This is a genomic window from Candidatus Pelagibacter sp. HIMB1587 (assembly GCF_052047775.1).
In the GTDB taxonomy this organism is placed as follows: Bacteria; Pseudomonadota; Alphaproteobacteria; order Pelagibacterales; family Pelagibacteraceae; genus Pelagibacter.
This window is the reverse complement of sequence record NZ_JBNAJJ010000001.1, coordinates 589,515-610,663: the sequence shown is the minus strand read 5'-3', so window position 1 is coordinate 610,663 and position 21,149 is coordinate 589,515. Positions and strand designations below refer to the sequence as shown.

Annotated in this window: 21 protein-coding genes; 13 read left to right on the top strand and 8 right to left on the bottom strand. The window is 30.4% G+C overall.

Annotation, left to right across the window (positions count from 1 at the left end):
- Positions 1-10: 10 nt before the first annotated feature.
- The 7 genes from ACTTBE_RS03450 to ACTTBE_RS03420 all read left to right on the top strand — a co-directional run bounded on the left by ACTTBE_RS03450 (position 11) and on the right by ACTTBE_RS03420 (position 8,269).
- Positions 11-1,087 carry an ABC transporter ATP-binding protein gene (locus tag ACTTBE_RS03450; protein ID WP_440677149.1) on the top strand — a complete coding sequence of 359 codons (1,077 nt, stop codon included), beginning with the start codon at positions 11-13 and terminating at the stop codon, positions 1,085-1,087.
- A 113-nt stretch (positions 1,088-1,200) separates the two neighbouring features.
- Positions 1,201-2,532 (top strand): ABC transporter substrate-binding protein, encoded by a 1,332-nt coding sequence (locus tag ACTTBE_RS03445; RefSeq protein ID WP_440677148.1) that lies wholly within the window; start codon positions 1,201-1,203, stop codon positions 2,530-2,532.
- Positions 2,533-2,579: 47 nt separating this feature from the next.
- Positions 2,580-3,839, top strand: a complete 1,260-nt coding sequence (locus ACTTBE_RS03440; RefSeq protein WP_440677147.1) for a carbohydrate ABC transporter permease — start codon at positions 2,580-2,582, stop codon at positions 3,837-3,839.
- Positions 3,829-5,022, top strand: coding sequence for a carbohydrate ABC transporter permease (locus ACTTBE_RS03435; protein ID WP_440677146.1), 1,194 nt, complete (start codon positions 3,829-3,831; stop codon positions 5,020-5,022). The genes ACTTBE_RS03440 and ACTTBE_RS03435 overlap by 11 nt, the downstream gene beginning before the upstream one ends.
- On the top strand, positions 5,022-6,278 hold the full coding sequence (locus tag ACTTBE_RS03430) for an MGH1-like glycoside hydrolase domain-containing protein (RefSeq protein ID WP_440677145.1): 1,257 nt from the start codon (positions 5,022-5,024) through the stop codon (positions 6,276-6,278). The genes ACTTBE_RS03435 and ACTTBE_RS03430 overlap by 1 nt, the downstream gene beginning before the upstream one ends.
- A gap of 51 nt (positions 6,279-6,329) precedes the next feature.
- Positions 6,330-7,481 carry an iron-containing alcohol dehydrogenase gene (locus ACTTBE_RS03425; protein ID WP_440677144.1) on the top strand — a complete coding sequence of 384 codons (1,152 nt, stop codon included), beginning with the start codon at positions 6,330-6,332 and terminating at the stop codon, positions 7,479-7,481.
- Positions 7,481-8,269: a type 1 glutamine amidotransferase gene (locus ACTTBE_RS03420; protein WP_440677142.1), complete on the top strand. Its 789-nt coding sequence runs from the start codon at positions 7,481-7,483 to the stop codon at positions 8,267-8,269. Before ACTTBE_RS03425 ends, ACTTBE_RS03420 begins: the two co-directional genes overlap by 1 nt.
- On the opposite strand, the gene ACTTBE_RS03415 is transcribed toward ACTTBE_RS03420, so the two are convergent.
- Positions 8,261-9,946: a formate--tetrahydrofolate ligase gene (locus tag ACTTBE_RS03415; protein WP_440677141.1), complete on the bottom strand. Its 1,686-nt coding sequence runs from the start codon at positions 9,944-9,946 to the stop codon at positions 8,261-8,263. The two genes, ACTTBE_RS03420 and ACTTBE_RS03415, sit on opposite strands and share 9 nt — an antisense overlap.
- Before the next feature lie 124 nt (positions 9,947-10,070).
- Between ACTTBE_RS03415 and ACTTBE_RS03410 the strand changes: the two genes are divergently transcribed.
- From ACTTBE_RS03410 to ACTTBE_RS03395, 4 genes are read left to right on the top strand one after another with little or no spacing between them, the layout of a single operon-like run.
- The gene (locus tag ACTTBE_RS03410) at positions 10,071-11,327 is read left to right on the top strand and encodes a sarcosine oxidase subunit beta family protein (RefSeq protein WP_075506173.1); all 1,257 of its coding nucleotides are present in this window, start codon (positions 10,071-10,073) and stop codon (positions 11,325-11,327) included.
- The gene (locus ACTTBE_RS03405) at positions 11,328-11,597 is read left to right on the top strand and encodes a sarcosine oxidase subunit delta (protein WP_075506172.1); all 270 of its coding nucleotides are present in this window, start codon (positions 11,328-11,330) and stop codon (positions 11,595-11,597) included.
- A complete protein-coding gene (locus ACTTBE_RS03400; RefSeq protein ID WP_440677140.1) occupies positions 11,597-14,593 on the top strand; it encodes a sarcosine oxidase subunit alpha family protein in 2,997 nt (998 codons plus the stop codon). The genes ACTTBE_RS03405 and ACTTBE_RS03400 overlap by 1 nt, the downstream gene beginning before the upstream one ends.
- On the top strand, positions 14,590-15,177 hold the full coding sequence (locus ACTTBE_RS03395; protein WP_440677139.1) for a sarcosine oxidase: 588 nt from the start codon (positions 14,590-14,592) through the stop codon (positions 15,175-15,177). The genes ACTTBE_RS03400 and ACTTBE_RS03395 overlap by 4 nt, the downstream gene beginning before the upstream one ends.
- On the opposite strand, the gene ACTTBE_RS03390 is transcribed toward ACTTBE_RS03395, so the two are convergent.
- Complete coding sequence (locus ACTTBE_RS03390; protein ID WP_440677138.1) at positions 15,178-16,029, bottom strand: DMT family transporter; 852 nt, start codon at positions 16,027-16,029, stop codon at positions 15,178-15,180.
- 109 nt (positions 16,030-16,138) lie between these two features.
- Between ACTTBE_RS03390 and ACTTBE_RS03385 the strand changes: the two genes are divergently transcribed.
- Positions 16,139-16,420, top strand: coding sequence for a hypothetical protein (locus ACTTBE_RS03385; RefSeq protein ID WP_440677137.1), 282 nt, complete (start codon positions 16,139-16,141; stop codon positions 16,418-16,420).
- Positions 16,421-16,427: 7 nt separating this feature from the next.
- Here the strand turns inward: ACTTBE_RS03385 and ACTTBE_RS03380 are convergent, their stop codons facing one another.
- The 6 genes from ACTTBE_RS03380 to purE all read right to left on the bottom strand — a co-directional run bounded on the left by ACTTBE_RS03380 (position 16,428) and on the right by purE (position 20,091).
- Positions 16,428-16,865, bottom strand: coding sequence for a hypothetical protein (locus ACTTBE_RS03380; protein WP_440677136.1), 438 nt, complete (start codon positions 16,863-16,865; stop codon positions 16,428-16,430).
- Positions 16,866-16,868: 3 nt separating this feature from the next.
- Positions 16,869-17,615: an aspartate/glutamate racemase family protein gene (locus ACTTBE_RS03375; RefSeq protein WP_440677134.1), complete on the bottom strand. Its 747-nt coding sequence runs from the start codon at positions 17,613-17,615 to the stop codon at positions 16,869-16,871.
- A gap of 137 nt (positions 17,616-17,752) precedes the next feature.
- Positions 17,753-17,959 (bottom strand): cold-shock protein, encoded by a 207-nt coding sequence (locus ACTTBE_RS03370; protein ID WP_075506166.1) that lies wholly within the window; start codon positions 17,957-17,959, stop codon positions 17,753-17,755.
- Positions 17,960-18,081: 122 nt separating this feature from the next.
- A complete protein-coding gene (locus ACTTBE_RS03365) occupies positions 18,082-18,549 on the bottom strand; it encodes a GNAT family N-acetyltransferase (RefSeq protein WP_440677133.1) in 468 nt (155 codons plus the stop codon).
- 1 nt (position 18,550) lies between these two features.
- Positions 18,551-19,597, bottom strand: coding sequence for a 5-(carboxyamino)imidazole ribonucleotide synthase (locus tag ACTTBE_RS03360; RefSeq protein ID WP_440677132.1), 1,047 nt, complete (start codon positions 19,595-19,597; stop codon positions 18,551-18,553).
- A gap of 2 nt (positions 19,598-19,599) precedes the next feature.
- On the bottom strand, positions 19,600-20,091 hold the full coding sequence (gene purE, locus ACTTBE_RS03355) for a 5-(carboxyamino)imidazole ribonucleotide mutase (protein ID WP_440677131.1): 492 nt from the start codon (positions 20,089-20,091) through the stop codon (positions 19,600-19,602).
- A 91-nt stretch (positions 20,092-20,182) separates the two neighbouring features.
- Here purE and ACTTBE_RS03350 point away from each other — a divergent pair, with 91 nt between their 5' ends.
- Complete coding sequence (locus ACTTBE_RS03350; RefSeq protein WP_440677130.1) at positions 20,183-21,148, top strand: membrane dipeptidase; 966 nt, start codon at positions 20,183-20,185, stop codon at positions 21,146-21,148.
- The last annotated feature ends 1 nt before the right edge of the window (position 21,149 follow it).

Genomic DNA, 21,149 nt, shown 5'->3' with positions numbered 1-21,149 from the left:
TTAATTTAAGATGGCTGAGATAAATATTTCGAACATAAATAAATCTTTTGGATCTACACATGTGATCAAAGATGTGTCTCTAGATATTAAAAGTGAATCTTTCACTGTATTAGTTGGACCAAGCGGATGTGGTAAATCAACAATGTTAAGAATGATTGCAGGCTTAGAGGAGATCAACTCAGGAACAATTTCAATAGATGGACAAGTTGTGAATGATCTTCCTCCTAAAGAAAGAAATATCGCAATGGTATTTCAATCTTACGCATTGTATCCACATATGACTGTTTTTGATAACATGGCTTTTGGATTAAAGATTGAAAAAAAATCTAAAGAAGAAATTACAGAAAGGGTTATGGAAGCTGCTAAAATTCTTCAAATTGAAGAATACTTAGAGAGAAAACCAAAGCAATTGTCAGGAGGACAAAGACAAAGAGTTGCAATTGGTAGAGCCATTACAAGAAAACCAAAAGTATTTTTGTTTGATGAACCTTTGTCTAATCTAGATGCAGCTTTAAGAGTTCAGATGAGAGTAGAATTGGCTAAATTACATGATCAATTAAATGCGACGATGATTTATGTTACACACGATCAAACAGAAGCAATGACACTTGCAGATGATATAGTTGTATTAGATCAAGGTATTGTTTCTCAAAAAGGATCACCTTTAAAACTTTACAATGAACCTGAAAATTTATTTGTAGGTGGGTTTATTGGTTCACCAAAGATGAACTTTATTAATTCTAAAGTTATAAGTTCTAATAATTCTGGAACTGAAGTTGAAATTTCAGGACAAGGAAAAATTATCGTTCCAAAAACTTCAGATAAAGTTTCACCTGGAGATAATGTAAAGATTGGTATCAGACCTGAGCATATCTTAATAAATAGTGGTGAAAAATGTTGGGAGAGCAAGGTATTCGTGATTGAAAAATTAGGTTCATCTACTTTTTTATATCTAGAAAAAGAGGTGGAGCCATTAGTAGTCCAAACTGATGGAGCTAGTAAAGTCAATGTTGGAGATAGTCTTAGTTTAGGATTCGATCTAAACAAATGTCATTTGTTCGACAGCAATAATTTAGCCTTTAAATAAAGGTTTTTTTAAAAATTCTTGAAATTAACCCATTGCAGGGATGACACTATTGCATAAGAAATTTTTTCTAAAAAATATTAAGGTTTAAAAAAATTAATTAACAAGAGGTAATTATGTTTAAAAAAACTTTAATACTATTATCTGCTGTAGCATTTTTTATAAACAATGTTGCTTTTGCAGATATTAAGTTTTGGACAACTGAAACTCAACCAGCAAGAATGGCTAAGCAAGAAGATATGGCTAAAGCATTCGAAGCAAAAACTGGTATTGCAGTTGAGGTTATTCCAATCGATGAAAAAGAATTAGGTAAAAGAGCAACAGCTGCAGCTGCAGCAGGTGATTTACCTGATGTAATTTATCATACACTGCAATATGTGTTGCCATGGGCTGAAGCAGGAATTTTAGATGTTGATGCTAACAATGATGTAGTTAAAGAATTAGGCAAGAAAACATTTGCACCAGGTGCTTTGAACATGGCTAAAAAAGGAACTAAGATAGCTGCTGTTCCTGTAGATGGTTGGACACAAATGATCGTCTATAGAAAAGATCTATTTAAAAAAGCTGGCCTAGAACCACCAACAAGTTATGAAAACATTGTAAAAGCAGTTGAGGCATTATCGTCTGACGATATGTTTGGTTTTGTTGCTGCAACTAAAACAGACGAAAACTTTATGAGTCAAGTTTTAGAGCATGTTTTGTTAGCTAATGGAGTAAATGTTGTAAAAAAAGGTGGAGTACAAAATCAAGGCTGGAAATTAAAAAGAGCTTTAGAGTTTTATAAAACAATCGCTAAAGCAAGTCCTGAAGGTGAATTATATTGGAAACAGTCAAGAGAACTTTATTTTGCTGGAAAAACTCCAATGATTATTTGGTCTCCATTCATTATGGATGAACTTGCTGGTTTAAGAGATTCAGCGCCACCAACAATTAATAACGATCCAACATCAAGCGAGTTAGCATCAAAAACTGGTTTTATTACTAACTTTAGTGGACCAGGTAATAAAAAAGGTGCTGCTTGGGCAGATGTGAGATACTTTGGAATAACGGCAGATGCTGACACTGATGAAGCAAAACAATTTATAATGTATTCAATGGATGAAGGTTATACGAGTACTTTATCAATTGCACCAGAAGGTAAGTTTCCTGTAAGAAGAGGTAACTCAACTGATCCTGAGGCTTTCACTAAAGCTTGGAGTAAATTACCAGTCGGTGTTGATAGAAAAGCTGCTTTGACGGATTTGTACTCAGCAGATGTTATCAATAATATTGTTGCTGGTTTAGATACTGCGAGCAGATGGGGAGTTAAAGAAGGCGAACTTTCTAGAGCTTCTAAAATTATCAATTCTCAATTCTTAAACCGTATCACAAGATTGTATATTGATGATCAAATCGATGTTGATGAAGCAGTAGATATGATCAATACTGCATTAAAACAGTTCAATTAATTTTAATTTTTTAAAAAAGCGGATAATATTAATTATCCGCTTTTTTTATGAGTAATTCACTTTCAAAAATAGAAAAAAGAACTGCCTATGCTTTAACTTTGCCTGCAGTTCTAATCGTATTTGCAATAGTAATATTTCCAATATTTTCAAACGTTTGGATTAGTTTTAAGGAAGTTCAATTAAAAGATATAAGAATTCCAGAGCCACGAGCCAAAAAAATAGTTAAATCTATTAAAAACGAAGATTCAAAAATAAAGATTACCTATAAATTAAGAAATAGTTCCTTAATTCAAGATATTAGAAACGTTAAATTTCAAGACAAATTCCCAAGCAATGTTAAACCAATTGATTTAGATGAGAGATGTAAGGTCACCTCAAATAAAGTTCAGTGTGATTTTGGCGACTGGTCAAAAAAATACAGAGAGCAATTTGTAATTTTTTTTGAGACAAAAAATGGTGAAAAAATTGATAAGAAACAATTTAAATTAAGTAAACCTAATTTAAAAGGAAAAGCAGAAAATATTCTGCTCACAAGTGATTTTACTTTGTCAAATTTTAAAAAAGTAATCACAAACTATGAATTTAAAGATTTATTATTAACAACATTTTATTATACTTTTTTTGGAACAGTGGGTGCAATTGTTTTTGGAATTTTGTCAGCCCAAATGGTGAATCAAAAGTTTAGAGGTCGAAGCTTTGTTAGAAGTACGTTATTGTTTCCCTATGTAGCTCCAGTTGTGGCTTTGGCATTTACTTGGGAGCTTTTATTAGATCCTAATAGCGGTACTTTAAATAATCTGCTACTGAATTATAATATTATAGATAAGCCAATAAATTTGTTAGGTCAAAAGTATGTATCTATTTTTGTTTTCGGTTTTGAATTTAAATTAAGATTAGCATTAACAACTGTCATTATCTTTGAAATCTGGAGATATTTTCCTTTGGCTTTCCTTTTTATTTTAGCAAGACTTCAAGCAGTTCCTAAAGAACTTTATGAGGCGGCAGATATTGACGGAGCAGGTCCTTACATAAAATTTATGAATATAACATTGCCACAGATTACAGCAGTGATTTCAATTTTATTTATGATTAGATTTATTTGGAATTTTAACAAGTTTGAAGATATTTTTCTATTAACAGGTGGTGCATCAGGTACCAGAACACTGCCAATAAATGTTTATGAACAGGGATTTTCAATAGGAAATATTGGTATGGGATCTGCTGTATCAATGGTGATTGTGCTATTACTTTTATTTTTCATGTTAATTTATTTTAAACTGATAGGAAAAAGAGCCAATGAGAGTTAAATCAATTATCACTTTCAGTTTAATTTCTTCATTTTTTTTATTTTCTTTAATATCTATTTGGAAAATTCTTTCTACTTTACAAGGAATTGAACTTAAAAATTTAAATTTCAATTTTTATTTTTTAAGTGGAATCGTAATTTCTATTATTTCAATTTTCTTAAGTGAAAAATTAAACAAATTATCTAAAGTAATTTTATTAGCATCAGTGTTTGTATTGATTGATTATTTTAATAATAGTTCTTTACCTATTTGGCATTATTTAGGTACATTTTTGATCCTATTATTTTTTGTTAATAAGCTATCTAGCTATAACAAAAAACATTTTAGTTATGATTTTTCAGCACAAATTATATTTTTTGATTTTTTAACTTTATTTGGAATAATCTTTTTTTCTTTTGTAATTTTATTCCCATTTTACTTGATGTTAGTAACAAGTTTCAAAACCCAAGCTCTTTTATTAATTAATCCTTTAGATTTCAGTATCGATTTTACACAAAATATAAAATCTTTATTCAAATCCTATATTATAGTTTTTACTGAATATAATTTTGGCAGGTACATGCTTAATAGTTCAATTGTTTCAGTAGGTACGGTTATAATTACTTTATTACTTGGGATCCCAGCAGCTTATGCGGTAGCAAGATTGAACTTTTTTGGAAAACACTTTTTGTCTACCTCTATTTTAATAATATATATGTTTCCTGCGATAGTGCTCGTGATTCCACTGTACACCGTTTTTAGTCAATTAGGTCTACGTAATTCAGTATTTGGATTATTGATTATTTATACAGCTACAACTCTGCCAGTAGCAATTTATATGCTCCAAGGATATTTCAAAAGTATACCAAAAGAACTAGAAGAAGCGGGCATAATGGATGGCCAAAATTGGTTCGGAATAATTGTTAAAATCATTTTACCTTTAAGCTTACCAGCAATTGCCTCTGTAGCATTATATGTATTTATGATTGCCTGGAATGAATTTTTATTTTCATTAATGTTTTTAGATAGTCCTAGCTCATTTACATTATCAAGAGCAATACAGTTTTTAAATGTTGGAGCTGAAACGCCTAGACAATATTTGATGGCTGGTTCAGTTGTTGTAACTTTGCCAATTTTATTTATTTTTGTTTATTTTGAAAAATATTTAGTTAGTGGATTAACATCAGGGAGCGTTAAGGGTTAATGAGTTTGTTAAAAAGAGAAGCAGAGAATATTTTATTAAATAATAGGCGTGAGGGATATACTCTGCCTACAAATAATAAGTTATACCCAGCTCAATGGAATTGGGACTCAGCTTATATTGCTCTCGGTTATTCATATTTTAATAAAGAATACGCAATAGTTGAGCTAGAAAAGTTGTTCGAGGGACAATGGTCTGATGGTATGGTTCCTCATATTTTATTTCATCATAAGGATGAAAATTATTTTCCAAATCATAATACTTGGCAGTGTGGTAACAAAATTCCATCATCTGGAATAACTCAACCTCCTATAGTTTCAAGTATTTTAAAATTAATGTTGGATAAGCATGAATTTAATTCTAGTGAAATGGAAAGAATTTTGAATTTAGTAAAAAAAACAAAAAATTATTTAGAATGGTTTTACAAATATAGAGACCCAAATGATACTGGTTTAGTTTCTATATTACATCCATGGGAAAGTGGCACAGATAATTCACCTTTATGGGATTTTCCTTTAAGTAAAATTTTAATTGAAGAAAATCTTGAATACAAAAGAAGAGATTTAGATGTTTCAAGTAGTGATGTACGACCACTTAAAAGGGACTATGATTGTTACATTACTCTTTTAAATCAGTTCAGAAATGAAAAATATAATCCTGAAAAACTCTATGATATTTCAATGTTTAATGTCGCTGATATAGGTTTTAATTCTTTATTTTTGAAAGCTTGCAAAGATCTAGTCTATATTGCATCAAAATATAATATTGACTGCACATCAATACAAAAAAAAATAATACAAACTGAGAATAAATTAATTAGTTTATATAATAAAGGTGATAATTCATTTTACTCATTTGATATTTTAAATAAGCAATCATTAGAAATCCCTTCAATTACAAATTATTTCATATTGTTTGCAGATTTAAAAAATCAAGAAATAAATAACTCGGTAATTCAAAGTTTAAAAAAGTATAATTCTAATGAAAGATATTTCTTTTCGTCAATAAAGCCTGATAGCAAATATTTTGAGGAGATAAGATATTGGAGAGGACCTGTTTGGATTAATTGTAATTGGATTTTATACAAAGGATTATTAGAAAAAGATTCTGAATTTGCCAATAAAATAAAATCATACACATTAGATTTAATACATGAAAAGGATTTTCATGAATACTATAGTTGTAAATCGGGAACTCCTTATGGAGCTAATAATTTTTCTTGGTCTGCTGCATTATATTTAGATTTAATAAATAATTAATTTTTAAGTGATTAATTAATCAAATATATATATTCTTTTTATAAAAATAATATGAATTGGAATTATCCTACTACTATTTGGTTTGGAGCAGGTAAAATAGAAGATCTTGCAAACGCCTGTTTGAGCTTAAAAATTAAAAGTCCACTTTTTGTAACTGATAAGGATCTTTTAAATCTACCAATGACTTCAAAAGTAATTGAAAAATTAAAAAAAGACTTTGATCATTTACAAGTATTTTCACAATTTTCAGGAAACCCAACTGGAAAAAATGTAATGGATGGGGTCTCTTTATATATAGAAAAAAAATGTGATGGAGTAATTGCCTTTGGTGGAGGTAGTGCATTAGATGTCGGAAAGGGAATAGCTTTTATGTGCGGTCAAAAAAGACCTATATGGGATTTTGAAGATATAGGTGATTATTGGACAAGAGCTGATGGAAATAAAATTTCTCCCATTATAGCTGTTCCAACTACTGCAGGAACAGGCTCAGAAACAGGAAGAGCTTCAGCCATCATTAATGAAGAAACAGGAATAAAAAAAATAATTTTTCATCCAAAAATTTTACCTTCTATTGTAATTTTAGATCCAAATTTAACCAAAGATCTTCCACCAAGAATAACAGCTGCAACAGGTATGGACGCGCTTGCTCATAATCTTGAGGCTTTTTGCGCACCTGGGTTTCACCCAATGGCAGACGGTATTGCGCTTGAGGGTATGAGGATAATTAAAAATTCTTTAATAGAGGTTTATAAAAATGGTACGAACATAGAAGCTAGATCTGAAATGTTAGCGGCATCTAGCATGGGCTCTACTGCTTTTCAAAAGGGTCTTGGTGCAATACATTCTCTAAGTCATCCAATAAATGCACAGTTTGATGTACATCATGGTTTAAGTAACGCGATATTTATGCCTTATGTTTTAACTTTCAATAAATCAGTTATTGAAAACAGAATTATATCTATTTGTAATTATCTTAATCTAAATAGTACATTTGAAAGCTTTTTAGAATGGATATTAAATTTGCGTAAAGAATTAAACATACCTCATAAACTTTCAGATGTTATGGACTGTAATGAAATCGATTTGGAAAAACTTTCTTTAATGGCATTTGAAGATCCATCTACGGGAGGCAATCCAAAAAAAATAACAAAAGATGATTTAAAAGAAATGTATAAAAAAAGTATTTCAGGAGAGTTATTTTAATGAAGAAAATTTTGGTAGTAGAAGGTAATTTACAAGAGGAAAATCAAAGTTTTACAGAAGCAGGTATTCAAACTCATACAGAAAGCTTAAAACATAGTCTTTCTCATTTTACCGATCAACTAAATATAGATGTAGTTAATCCATCTTCAGATGAAAATATAAGCGAGAATATTGATCCATTAGAAAGTTATGATGGTCTTATTTGGGGTGGAAGTAGTTTAAATATTTATAACAAGACACCTGAAATTTTAAGACAGATAGAATTTATGAAAGAGTGTCAGAAAAAAATTAAAAAAGTTCTAGCGATTTGTTGGGGGATGCAAGTTGCAGTAACCGCCGCTGGTGGCGAAGTAAAAAAAGCTGAGAAGGGGTCACACAGAGGGATTGCAAGAGATATTGAAATTAATGAAAATGGTTTAAATCATTCATTATATAAAAACAAAAATAAAAAGTTTAATACTCCAGCATTTAATTTTGATGAAGTTGTAACTCTTCCAGAAAATTCAACACTGTTAGCTTCGAACCCAATTAATAACGTTCAAGGTTTAAATTTTAAAATTGGAAATTGTGATGTGTGGGGCCTTCAGTATCATCCAGAAATTACATACAATAAAATGATTAACTTAATTATTTTTAGAAAAGATAGACTTATAGAACGCGGTGCATTTAAAGACCAAAATCATATTGATGATCACATTAAAAATATAGAAATAGAAAACAAAAAATTAGATAAAATTTCCAGAATGAGAGAATTAGAGAATTGGTTAGATTATCTTAACTTAGAATAATCCTTCAATCTCACCTTTCTCATTTAGTTTAATAGAATCAGCTGCAGGAACTCTTGGTAATCCAGGCATAGTCATGATTGCACCGCAAATAACCACAATAAACTCTGCTCCTGATGATAGTCTTACCTCTCTCACTGGTAAAGCATGACCCGTCGGTGCTCCTTTAAGATTCGGATCTGTTGAAAAACTGTATTGAGTTTTAGCAACACAAATTGGTAAATCACCATATCCGGCTTCTTCAAAATTCTTAAGTTGATCTCTAATTTTTGTATCAGCGATTACTTCATCTGCTCTATAAATTTCTTTCGCAATAGTCTCTATTTTTTTAAACAATGGTGTTTTGCTTTCATATAAAAATTGAAATTTAGCTTCATCTTTTTCACACAATTCTGAAACATGAGCTGCCAATTCTTTTGTACCTTCACCACCATTTGCCCAATGAGTACATAGACTAGCTTTAACACCTAAATTGACACAAAAATCTATAAGTGCTTTCACTTCATTATCAGTATCTTTTATAAAATGATTAACTGCTACAGCTACAGGTAAACCAAATTTTTTAACATTTTGAATATGTCTTTCTAAATTTACTAACCCTTTTTTTAAAGCTTCAACATTTTCATTTTTTAAATCATCTTTAGCAACACCACCGTGCATTTTTAAAGCTCTTATAGTTGCAACAATTACAACACAGCTTGGTTTTAAATTTGATTTTCTACATTTAATATCTAAGAATTTTTCTGCACCAAGGTCAGCACCAAATCCCGCTTCAGTTACAACATAGTCTGCTAATTTTAAACCAGTCTTAGTTGCGATAACTGAGTTACAACCATGAGCAATATTCGCAAATGGACCACCATGAATAATTGCAGGATTGTTCTCTAAAGTTTGTGTAACATTAGGTCTGATAGCTTCTTTTAAAAGAACTGTCATAGGACCTTGAGCATTTAAGTCTTTCGCATAAACTGGTTTTTTATCTCTAGTGTACCCAATAGTGATATTTCCAATTCTTTTTTCTAAATCTTCCAAATCATTTGATAAGCAAAAGATTGCCATTATCTCTGATGCAACTGTGATATCAAAACCATCTTCTCTAGGAAAACCATTTGCCACACCACCTAAATTTATATTTATAGATCTTAATGATCTATCATTCATATCCATAACTCTTTTCCAAACAATTCTTCTAACATCGATATCCAGTTTATTTCCCCAATAAATATGATTATCGATTAACGCCGATAATAAATTATGAGCTGATGTAATTGCATGAAAGTCACCTGTAAAATGTAAATTGATTTGTTCCATTGGAACAACTTGTGCATAACCTCCACCAGCTGCTCCACCTTTCATACCAAAAGAAGGACCTAAGCTTGGTTCTCTAAGACATACGATAGATTTTTTTCCAATTTTATTTAAACCATCATTTAATCCAACCGAAGTTGTGGTTTTCCCTTCACCTGCTGGAGTTGGAGTAATAGCAGTTACTAAAATTAATTTTCCATCTGGCTTGTCTTTTAGTTGCTCTAAATATTCTAAATTTATTTTTGCAATATGTCTGCCCATAGGACTAAACGCAGAGCTTTCATCAGGTACATTTATCTTTGCTAAAATATCATTTATTGGTTGCATTTTAGCTTCTCTAGCTATCTGTATATCTGATTTTACTTCGCTCATTCGTTATCCTTTATTGTAAATTTTTTTGCATAATAATTATCTTATTTGAGATTTTTCGAAACTTCTAAAATATATATATAAAAAAAATAAGAACTATTTAAATTCATTAATATAAAATTCTAATATGCAAAAGTATTCTATATTTAGCTTGGTTAAAAATGCATTAACAGGCCATCAAAATTGGGATTTAGCTTGGAAAGATCCAAATCCTAAAGAAGAGTACGATGTTGTTATCATCGGAGGTGGTGGTCATGGTTTAGCTACCGCATATTATTTAGCTAAAGAACATCAAATTACAAAAGTAGCCATCATTGAAAAAGGATGGATTGGCGGTGGAAACGTTGGACGTAACACTACAATTATCAGATCAAACTACATGCATGATGAAAATGGTCTTTTCAGTGAGTTTGGAATGGATCTATGGAGAAAGATGAGTCAGGACTTAAATTACAATGTAATGTTTTCTCCAAGAGGAATAATTAATCTTGCACACTCAGATGCACAAATGAATGCATACGCAAGAAGAGGAAATTCTATGAGATTAAATGGAATAGATGCAGTTCTTTTGAATAGAGAAGAAGTAAAAGAATTAATTCCAATGGCTGATTTTTCAGATAACGTAAGGTTTCCAATCTTTGGTGGATTGATGCAACCAAGCGCTGGAACTGCTCGTCATGATGCAGTTGCTTGGGGGTATGCTCGTCAAGCAGACTCGATGGGGGTAGATATAATTCAAAATTGTGAAGTTACAGGTTTTGATGTTTCTGCAGGAAAAATAAAAGGGATCAGAACATCTAGAGGAAATATTAAAGCAAAAAAAGTAGGTCTATGTGTTGCTGGTAGCACAAATATTTTAGCAGAAAAATTAAATATGACTTTACCAATTGAAACTCATCTTTTACAAGCTTGTGTTTCTGAACCAGTGAAACCAGTTTTAGATAAAGTTGTAACATTTGGTGCAGGTCACTTTTATATTAGTCAATCAGATAAAGGTGAAATGGTAATGGGTGGAGACCTTGATGGTTATAATAGTTATGCTCAAAGAGGTAATCTTCCTACATTACAACATGTTTTAACTGAAGGAATTGCGATGATGCCATTTTTAAGTAAATTAAAAATGCTAAGAACATGGGGTGGGATCATGGACATGTCAATGGATGGTTCACCAATAATTGATAAAACTCACATTGAAGGTTTGTATTTAAATTGTGGATGGTGTTACGGAGGCTTTAAAGCAACTCCAGCATCAGGATGGACATTTGCACATACCATTGCTCAAGATAGAGTTCATGAATTAAATGCAGGATACAGTTTGAACAGATTTAGTACTGGTCATCTTATTGATGAAAAAGGTCTTGGTACAAAAACTTGGATTTCGTAAATGTTACATATTAAATGCCCACATTGTGGAATGAGATCTCAAAATGAATTTTCTTATGGTGGAGATGCTACTGTTAAAAGACCAGAACTAAATAAAGAAGTCACAGATCAAGAATGGGATAATTTTGTATACAATAGAGTTAGTCCCAGAGGAAAACATTTAGAACTTTGGCAGCATTTATCTGGTTGCAGACAGTGGATAAAAGTTGAAAGAGATACTGCAACACATGAAATTTTTAAAACTTATAAAGCTAACGAAGAAATTGCTTAATGACGCAGAGTTATCGAATAGAAACAGGTGGCTTAATAAATAGAAATAAAAAAATTTCTTTTAAGTTCAACGGCACATCTTATTTTGGATATGAAGGTGATACATTAGCTTCAGCTTTACTAGCAAATGGTGTTCATTTAGTCGGTAGAAGTTTTAAATATCATAGACCCAGAGGGTTTTTTGGTGCAGGAGTTGATGAACCTTATGCTGTTGTTCAACTTTATAGAAATGGTGAAACGGAGCCAAATATTAAAGCAACTGAACAGGAATTGTTTGAAGGATTAGAGGCAAGCAGTGTTAATTGTTGGCCAAGTGTTAACTTTGATATTGGAGCTATAAACAATTTTTTAAAGATTTTTTTACCTGCTGGATTTTATTATAAAACTTTTATGTGGCCAAAAAGCTTTTGGTACAAAATTTATGAGCCATTTATTAGAAAAGCAGCTGGATTAGGAGTAGCATCTACAAAACATGATAAAGAAAGATATGAACATAAATATGAGTATTGCGATCTTTTAATTGCTGGATCTGGACCATCAGGTTTAGCGAGTGCGTATTCTGCAGCGAAAAATGGAGCCAAAGTAATTTTGGCTGAGGACAAACCAAGATATGGCGGTTCATTATTAACAAGTGATGTGAATATTGGTAACCAATCTGGAAAAGATTGGGCGGACGGTATTATTTCAGAATTGAAAGAGATGCCAAATGTAATCGTAAAAAATAGATCTCAAGTTTTTGGATATTATGATCACAACATGTTGGTAATGTCTGAAAAAGTTAGTGATCATTTACCTAAAACTAAAAAATATCATCCAAACAAAAGACTTTGGTACATTAGAGCAAAAGAAGTTCTAATTTCATCTGGTTCAATTGAAAGACCAATTGTTTTTGGAAATAATGATACTCCTGGAGTGATGCTTTCATCTGCAGCTAAAGAATATTTAAAAGTTTATGGTGTCTTGGTTGGAAAAAAACCTTTAGTATTTACAAACAATGATAGTGGCTATGAAACTGCAATTGAATTTAAAAGACATGGAGTTGAACCTATAGTTTTAGATTCAAGATCAAATCCTCAATCAGAAATTATTGATGAAGCAAAAAATTTAGGAATTAATATTAAAAATTCATATGTAGTAGTTGCAGCACAAGGTTATAAAAAAGTAAAATCAGCTGATGTGTCAACTATTTCTGAAGATAAAAAAACACTTGGTAAAATAGAAAATATAGTTTGTGATTGTATATGTGTTTCTGGATTTTGGACACCTACAATTCATTTGGCATCACAATCAGGAAATAAAACTAAATTTAATGGAGAGATAGACGCGTTTGTTCCAGGAGTTTCAAAACAAAATGAAACAACTTTGGGAGCTGCTAATGGTGTGTTTACTTTAGAGGAAACTTTAAAAACATCCTTTGAAAAAGGAAAAGAATTATCAAAAAAAATTACTGAGAAAGATAATGAAATATCTATTCCAAATGTAGTTGAAAAAAAATATTCTAAACACGATAAGTTTTGGTGCGTTCCATTACCAAAAGGTAAAAGTTATAAAAGATTTTTAGATTTCCAAAATGATGTTGCTGTTTCTGATGTAGAAATTGCACTCAGAGAAGGTTACAGGTCAATAGAACATGTAAAAAGATATACCACTTTAGGTATGGCAACAGATCAAGGAAAAACAAGTAATTTAAATGGATTACAATTAGTATCTGAGATTGAAAATAAAGTTGTTCCGTCCGTTGGACACACAACTTTTAGACCTCCTTATACACCTATTTCCATAGGTGCTATTGTTGGTAGAGAAGTAGGAAAGCACTCAAAACCAACAAGAAAATCTCCAATTCACAATTGGCATGAAGAGCATAACGCTGTTTTTGTTGATGCAGGAGTTTGGTTAAGACCAAGATACTATAAAAGAGGAAATGAAACTTTGTTCGAAGCTTCAAAAAGAGAAGCGAAAAATGTAAGAGCAAATGTTGGTGTTTGTGATGTAACAACACTTGGTAAGATCGACGTTAAGGGTCCTGATGCTGCTGAATTTTTAAACAGAGTATACACAAATGCATGGTTGAAGTTACCTGTTGGAAAAGCAAGATATGGAGTGATGTTAAGAGAAGATGGGATAGTGATGGATGATGGTACAACTACTAGAATTTCAAAAAACCACTATCACATGACGACAACCACTGCTCAAGCAGCTAATGTGCTTTCGCATTTAGAGTATTATTTGCAACTTGTTTGGCCTGAACTTAATGTAAATGTAGTTTCAACAACTGAGCAATGGGCAGGAGCTGCCATAGCTGGTCCTAAATCAAGAGATTTATTACAGAAATTGTTCCCTAAAACAGATGTATCTAATGAAGGTCTTCCGTTTATGGGATATGTCGAGGGTGATTTATTTGGTGTTAAAGCTAGAATTTTCAGAATTTCATTCTCAGGTGAATTAGCTTACGAAGTTAATGTTGAGTCTGATAACGGAAGATTTATGTGGGAAAAAATAATTGAAATTGGAGAAGAGTTTCAAATTCAACCATATGGAACTGAAGCATTGTCTACACTTAGAATTGAAATGGGACATGTTGCAGGTTCTGAATTAGATGGAAGAACAATTCCTTACGACAATGCTTTAGAAGGGTTATTGAGTAAAAAGAAAGATTTTATTGGAAAAAGATCACTACAGAGATCAGCTTTTGTAGCTGAGGATAGACAGCGAATTGTCGGTGTTGTTCCATTGGATAAAAAAACTAGTATTCCAGAAGGTTCACACTTAGTTAAAGACGCTAACGCTCCTTTACCAAATAAAAAATTAGGTCATATCTCAGCCTCATGTTGGAGTGTTGAGCATGATAATCCATTTTCACTAGCAATATTAAAAGATGGAAAAAATATGATTGGAGAAAAATTATATGTAATGTCTCCATTAAAAAACAAAGTTATTCCAGTAGAAATAGTTTCATCACATTATGTTGATCCAAAAGGAGAAAGAGTTAGATCATGAGTTTAATTTCAGCTTTAAATAATGTGCATACAAAAGGTCAATTTGGAGATTTTGAAGGTAAAGATGAAAAAAATTTACTTTCAATATCTGAAACTACTAATTTATTAATTGTACAGATAGTTCAGTATAAAAGTTCAAACTCATCATTAGACAATATACAGGTAGATGGTCTAAATTTAAGAGACAATCCATCTTTAGTTAGCTCCAATGATAACACAAGAATACTTTGGAACGGTCCAAGAAATTGGATTTTAGTTTCTAAGAAAAAGGACATTTTAAATGAAATAGAGCAAAAATTTAATGATAATGAATTTGCAATAACAGACATATCTCATTCAAAAGCAATAATCGAAATTGAAGGTAAAGAGGCTAAGGAAGTTTTAAAAAAAGGATGCCCATTTAATTTTGGTGAGCTAGAAAAAAATCAATGTTTAAATTCTACTTATAACGGAATGTCGGTTACTATAGATATGCTTGATGATGATCCGGATAAATTTAGAATATTTGGATTAAGAAGTTTTGGTGAATCTCTTTATCACTCAATAACAGACGCATCTTTAGAATTTGGATATATTGCAAAGTAATTATTTATCTCTAGTAGCAATATAAACACCAATAGTAGCTATAAAAAATCCTAAAAGATCTAAATTAGATAATTTCTCATTTAAAAATAACCACGCCATGAATGCAGATGTGGGAGGAATTAAAAAAAATATTGAAACTGTTTTGCTTGCAGATTTTTTTTTAATTAAGAACATAAGTATTGTGAATGCTCCAAAGGACACTAAAAAAATTTGATGACTCATCGCAATTATAAATGTTTTTGAAAATTCAATGTAAGGATCAGTAAAGAAAATTATAATTAATAAATGAAATGAAAAACCCCCAAGTGCTTGGTTCATATTACTTACTGATAAGGGTAGGTTGTTGCTTATTGTTTTTTGCCAAAGAGTTGAACTTGTTATTGCTATCAAAGCTATAATGGTTGCAATTAATCCAGCAGTTGGAATTTTTGATCCAATTTCAAAACCAAGAACCAATGATGCTCCAATTAATCCTAATAAAACACCTATCCATTGTTTAATAGAAACCTTCTCTTTAAGTATTGGTCCACTTAATGCGTTAGTTAGAATTGGCTGAAGAGTTACAATTAAAGCAGCAAGGCCAGTGGGCATTCCAATAGAAATTGAGTAAAAAACTCCTCCTAAATAAAACCCATGAAAAAGAACTCCACTAAAAAAAGATTGCAAAAAATTTTTCTTACTTACAATTATTTTCTGCTTTGAATAAATAGAAAAAATTAAAAAACCAAATGCTACTAGTGCAAATCTAAAGGCTAATGCTGCAAAAGGATCGCTGTAATCAATAATTGGTTTTGTGGTTATAAATGCTGAGGACCAAAGTAGAATAAAAATAAATGGAAATATCTTAACCATTTTTGTTTTATAAATTAATAATATTCATAGTCTCGATAATAAAACTCAATTTGAACAAATTCTATCTTGAGTTGAAATTTCAGATGTATAACTTTTGAAACATCTGTCTATGAGAAAATTAAAATTATATTTTATTCTTTTTAGTTTTATTTTTTTAACAGGTTGTTTTCAATCTTCTGCTCTTCTTGGTCCAGGAATGACAATTATTTCTTCAGGAAATGTTGCGCAAGCAGGATTTCACTATGGAGCTAATACAGCTGTTAAACAAGAAACAGGTAAATATCCTATCACACATTTCAGAGAAACTATTGAAACTACTAATGGTAGAAACAGTTTTATAGCGGATATAAAACAATTTATTGAAGGACTTAAGGAAGTTAAAAAAAACTAATTTTAAATTAATTAAGATTTAATTTAATTAATTTTGTTTGCTTAGTTTCTTTACACCACATCTCATAACTTTCACAAACTCGCCAGAGATGATTAAAGGCTCTTTGAGATATTTCTAAAGGGAAATGTGTTTTTGTATAATATAATTTTGGTATTTTTAGTAAAAATTTAATCATCGAATCTTTTTGAATTTCCAAAAGCCTTAATGTTTCTTCGTTAATTTTTTTACCTGTAATTTTATCAATAAAATTGTTTTCTTTTAATTCTGATATCCATTTTTCATGAAATTCTCCTGAACTAATTAAATCATAATCTTTTGTTGTCATGAAAATTTCAAATGCTTGGATATTGTTAACTTCAGGATTTTGTTTTTTTATTTCAATTATTTTAAAATATATTAGTTCAGCAACTCTTAAAACATAGGGCTTATCAATTTTAGATGTCACTGTTTATCTTTTGTGTTTCTGCATTGCAGAGCGGGCAAGAATTAAATTTGGATCCAAAAATATCTTTGAAGATTTAATATTCTTGAATGATTTAAAGGCGAATATTGCAATTGGTAACTCAGTACAACCTAAAATTATTTTTTTACATTTCATTTTCAGCAAATATTTTATGGCTGGTTTGATAGCTTTCTCAGCAGCTCTAACATTACCCATTTTTACAAACTTGATTGCTTTATTTACTGAATTTTTTTGAAGATTTTCAGACGGATTAACCAATTGATAGGTCTCATCAAAAAACTTATTATACACTCCAGTTTTTAAAGTACCTTCAGTGGCCAATAAACCAACTTTTGAATTTTTTTTACAGTTCTTTTTTGTAAATTTAAAAACTTCTTTTGGCATATTTATAATTGGAATACTGATTTTTTTTTGTAGATCATCAAACCAATAATGTGCTGTGTTACATGGGATAACAATAAATTTGCATTTATTCTTTTCTAATAACTTACAGCCTTCAAGAAGACTTTTTAATACTTTATTATATTTTGTTTTATTAGATTTATTTGTATTTAGATTTGATAAGTTTTTTGTTTGAGTTCCTATAGACTCTGGTCTTCCAGGAATATTTGATTTGTTATACAAAACAAATAAAGGATACTCTTGATCAATTTTACCTCTGTTTAATACTGCAAGCTTATTACAAAAATCAAGGCCAGCTTGAGTACCCATTCCACCTAAAATTCCGATCATAAATTTTTTATTATTTTAAATACAACTTATATAATTAAATTTTTTGACTAAAAGTTGTTTTTTATAAGATTTGGTACTGGCTGAATAAAATTATTTATTAAAAAATAAAATTTTTTCAGCCAATAGGAAGTGTGAAATTATGCAGTTTTTAAGTTAACTGCTGAAGGACCTTTAGGACCATCTTCAACATCGAAAGTCAAAGCTTGACCCTCATCTAAACCGTTCATACCAGCATCTCTTACTGCTGAAACATGTACAAACACATCTTTTTCTTTGTCTTCTCTTTCAATAAAACCAAAACCTTTGGTTGGATTGAACCATTTTACTTTACCTGTTAGACTCATATTATTTCTTCTTACTTTTTGTTATATTAATTATTACTTAAAATTTTAATTAAGTAATTTTGGCTTTCTTTAGATTTTAATGGGTTTTGTCAACAAAATAGAGAAATTATTCGATCTTATTGTCAATCTGTAGCAATCAACTTAGTCAAATAAACAGAATTAACATCTTCTTTATAATGAGCAAATGGTTCACAAGGCTCAAAACCACAATATTTAAAGAGTTTTCTAGCAGGAATAAAAAAATTTCCAGCACCTGTTTCAATACTTAATCTTTTAATATCTAATTTTTTTGCCTCACTTATTAGATGATTAATAACAATAACACCGTGTCCTTTTTTTCTAAAATTGTCATGAATTCTAATTGATTTAAATTCTCCATGACCCTCATCTAAAAATTTTAATGCACCACATCCCATTAATTGATCATTGTTATATAAACTCCAGAATTTAATCGATGGAACTTTAAGACCAGGGATGTCTAAAACATGAGCACTTCCCTCTGGTGAGGCAGCTCTAAGCTCAACAAAATGCTTAGTTAAAAGTTTGTGAACTTCTGGATCATCAAAATTTCCTTCAATTGATTTTAACATATTATTCCAGAATAGTGATATGACCCATTTTTCTTTTATCTTTAATTTCTTTTTTTAAATAATCAAAAAAGAATTCATTATCTTTAAGTTTTGTAGAATTTCTATAGTGAGATATTTGATCTCCTAGTAAATTTATCATTTTTGCATTTGATAATTTTTTTAAAGGTATCTGTTCAAGTCCACAAACAGCTCTGATGTGATTTTCAAATTGACTTACATTAAAAGCATTAATTGTTAAATGTCCTGAATTATGAACCCTTGGAGCAATTTCATTTACATAAAGATTATCATTTCTATCTATAAAAAATTCTACACATAGAGTGCCAACATATTTAAGTTCTTCAGCAATAAGTATTGCCCAATCTTTAGATTGATTAAATATTTTTTCATTTATATCTGCAGGTATCTTAGAATGTTTTAAGATCTGATCTTCATGGGTATTTTCTATAGGTTCATAGATTTCATATTTATTATTACTAAACCTAGTTATAATAATTGATATCTCTTTTTTAAGTTTGACTAATTTTTCTAAAATATATCCTCTTGATAAATCTAATTTAAGATTTTTTAATTCTTCTGATGATGAGACAGGGTGTTGCCCTTTACCGTCATAACCTAATGTTGTAGTTTTAATTATACCTGGTAAAAAATCTTCAAGGACATCAATATCAGATTGATTTTCAACTGAGACATATCTAGTTGTTCTTATATTTAATTTATTTACAAAATCTTTTTCTGCTAGCCTATGTTGAATTAATCTATTTACCGAAGGTTTTGGCAAAACTGGTTTTAACTTGTTGATATCATTTAATGTATCATATGGAATGTTTTCAAATTCATAAGTTACGATATCAACTTTGTTTACAAATTCATTTATTTTTTCTTTATCGTCATATTTTGCACCAATAAATTCGTCACAAAAATTTTGAGCTGGCGCTTGCAAATCATCACAAAAAATTATTATTTTTATCCCTAATTTTTTTGCAGCAATTGCAAGCATACTTCCTAATTGGCCGCCCCCAATTATTCCAAGAGTAATATTAGACATTTTTATTTTGGAGCTCTTTTAACAGATTTAGTTTGATTTGATCTCCAACTTTTTAACTTATTTTTGATCGATGAATTATTAATAGCCATTATTTCAGCCGCAAGTAATGCAGCATTAATAGCGCCATCTTCTCCAATTGCTAAAGTACCGACAGGAATCCCTTTTGGCATTTGAACAATTGAAAGCAAACTATCTAAACCTTTTAATTTTTTACTTTCAATCGGTACACCCAAAACTGGAATTTGAGTTAATGCCGAAATCATTCCAGGCAAATGTGCTGATCCACCAGCTCCAGCAATAATTACCCCAATATTATTTTTTTCTGCCTTTAATGCAAAATCGTACATTCTCTTTGGGGTACGATGAGCAGAAACAATTTTAGTTTCAAACGAGACACCTAATTGTTTAAGAGTTTTTTCTGCTAATTGCATAGTTTTGTAGTCTGATTGACTACCCATAACTATTGAAACTTTTTTATTAGTATTTTTTTTCATGAAAATGGCTCTCTTATTTATTTCAAAATTAATCAAAAATTTCAATAAAATTAATAGTATTTCAATTTAGATTGATTAATCTTATTTCGTTATGAATTTTAAAATCGATAATTTGCAATATTGCAATTGGTCTAGAAAAATTTTTGAAACAAACAGAGCCGCAGGTTTAGATGCAGTTCATGTAACTATAGTTTATCATGAAGATTATGATGAGCTACTAATAGAATTAAATAAGTGGGAAAAAATTTTTGAAGCAAATTCTGATCTTATATTTCTAGGAAAAGATTTTAAAGATATTGAAAAAGCAAAGCTTGAAAACAAAACTGCAATATTTTTTGGTTTTCAAAATTGTTCACCAATTGAGGATGATATAGGTTTGGTTGAAAAAGTTCATGAACTTGGATGCAGATTTATGCAACTAACTTACAACAATCAATCTCTTCTTGCTACCGGTTGCTATGAAAAAATTGATAGCGGAGTAACTAATTTTGGAAGAGAAGCAATAAAAGAAATGAATAGAGTAGGAATCGTTGTTGATATGTCTCATTCTGCAGAAAAAAGCACAATGGATGCAATTGAAATAAGTGAAAAACCAATTGCGATCACACATGCAAACCCTTCTTTTTGGCATGCTGCGAAAAGAAACAAGTCTTCAGATTTGCTTAAGATGCTAAGTGATAGTGGAGGAATGTTAGGTTTATCTTTATATCCACATCACTTGAAAGAAAATACTAATTGTACTCTTGATAGTTTTTGTGAAATGGTAGCAAAGACTGCAGAAATTATGGGAGCAAGTAAAATTGGTATAGGGTCTGATCTTTGTCTTGATCAACCTGACAGCGTAGTTGAGTGGATGAGAAATGGTACTTGGACCAAAACTAAAAATTACGGAGAAGGATCAAAAAATAAACCAGGTTTTCCAAAACAACCTAATTGGTTTGAAGACACAAGAGGATTTTCAAATATAGAAAAAGGTCTCAAAAAGATTGGATTTTCAGATGATGAGACACATGGGATACTAGGAAATAATTGGTACAATTTTTATAAATCAATTTAAT

Bases quoted from the DNA above. Each gene is read 5' to 3' on its own strand.
- ACTTBE_RS03450 (WP_440677149.1), top strand. From the start codon at position 11: ATGGCTGAGATAAATATTTCGAACATAAATAAATCTTTTGGATCTACA.
- ACTTBE_RS03445 (WP_440677148.1), top strand. From the start codon at position 1,201: ATGTTTAAAAAAACTTTAATACTATTATCTGCTGTAGCATTTTTTATA.
- ACTTBE_RS03440 (WP_440677147.1), top strand. From the start codon at position 2,580: ATGAGTAATTCACTTTCAAAAATAGAAAAAAGAACTGCCTATGCTTTA.
- ACTTBE_RS03435 (WP_440677146.1), top strand. From the start codon at position 3,829: ATGAGAGTTAAATCAATTATCACTTTCAGTTTAATTTCTTCATTTTTT.
- ACTTBE_RS03430 (WP_440677145.1), top strand. From the start codon at position 5,022: ATGAGTTTGTTAAAAAGAGAAGCAGAGAATATTTTATTAAATAATAGG.
- ACTTBE_RS03425 (WP_440677144.1), top strand. From the start codon at position 6,330: ATGAATTGGAATTATCCTACTACTATTTGGTTTGGAGCAGGTAAAATA.
- ACTTBE_RS03420 (WP_440677142.1), top strand. From the start codon at position 7,481: ATGAAGAAAATTTTGGTAGTAGAAGGTAATTTACAAGAGGAAAATCAA.
- ACTTBE_RS03415 (WP_440677141.1), bottom strand. From the start codon at position 9,946: ATGAGCGAAGTAAAATCAGATATACAGATAGCTAGAGAAGCTAAAATG.
- ACTTBE_RS03410 (WP_075506173.1), top strand. From the start codon at position 10,071: ATGCAAAAGTATTCTATATTTAGCTTGGTTAAAAATGCATTAACAGGC.
- ACTTBE_RS03405 (WP_075506172.1), top strand. From the start codon at position 11,328: ATGTTACATATTAAATGCCCACATTGTGGAATGAGATCTCAAAATGAA.
- ACTTBE_RS03400 (WP_440677140.1), top strand. From the start codon at position 11,597: ATGACGCAGAGTTATCGAATAGAAACAGGTGGCTTAATAAATAGAAAT.
- ACTTBE_RS03395 (WP_440677139.1), top strand. From the start codon at position 14,590: ATGAGTTTAATTTCAGCTTTAAATAATGTGCATACAAAAGGTCAATTT.
- ACTTBE_RS03390 (WP_440677138.1), bottom strand. From the start codon at position 16,029: ATGGTTAAGATATTTCCATTTATTTTTATTCTACTTTGGTCCTCAGCA.
- ACTTBE_RS03385 (WP_440677137.1), top strand. From the start codon at position 16,139: ATGAGAAAATTAAAATTATATTTTATTCTTTTTAGTTTTATTTTTTTA.
- ACTTBE_RS03375 (WP_440677134.1), bottom strand. From the start codon at position 17,615: ATGATCGGAATTTTAGGTGGAATGGGTACTCAAGCTGGCCTTGATTTT.
- ACTTBE_RS03370 (WP_075506166.1), bottom strand. From the start codon at position 17,959: ATGAGTCTAACAGGTAAAGTAAAATGGTTCAATCCAACCAAAGGTTTT.
- ACTTBE_RS03365 (WP_440677133.1), bottom strand. From the start codon at position 18,549: ATGTTAAAATCAATTGAAGGAAATTTTGATGATCCAGAAGTTCACAAA.
- ACTTBE_RS03360 (WP_440677132.1), bottom strand. From the start codon at position 19,597: ATGTCTAATATTACTCTTGGAATAATTGGGGGCGGCCAATTAGGAAGT.
- purE (WP_440677131.1), bottom strand. From the start codon at position 20,091: ATGAAAAAAAATACTAATAAAAAAGTTTCAATAGTTATGGGTAGTCAA.
- ACTTBE_RS03350 (WP_440677130.1), top strand. From the start codon at position 20,183: ATGAATTTTAAAATCGATAATTTGCAATATTGCAATTGGTCTAGAAAA.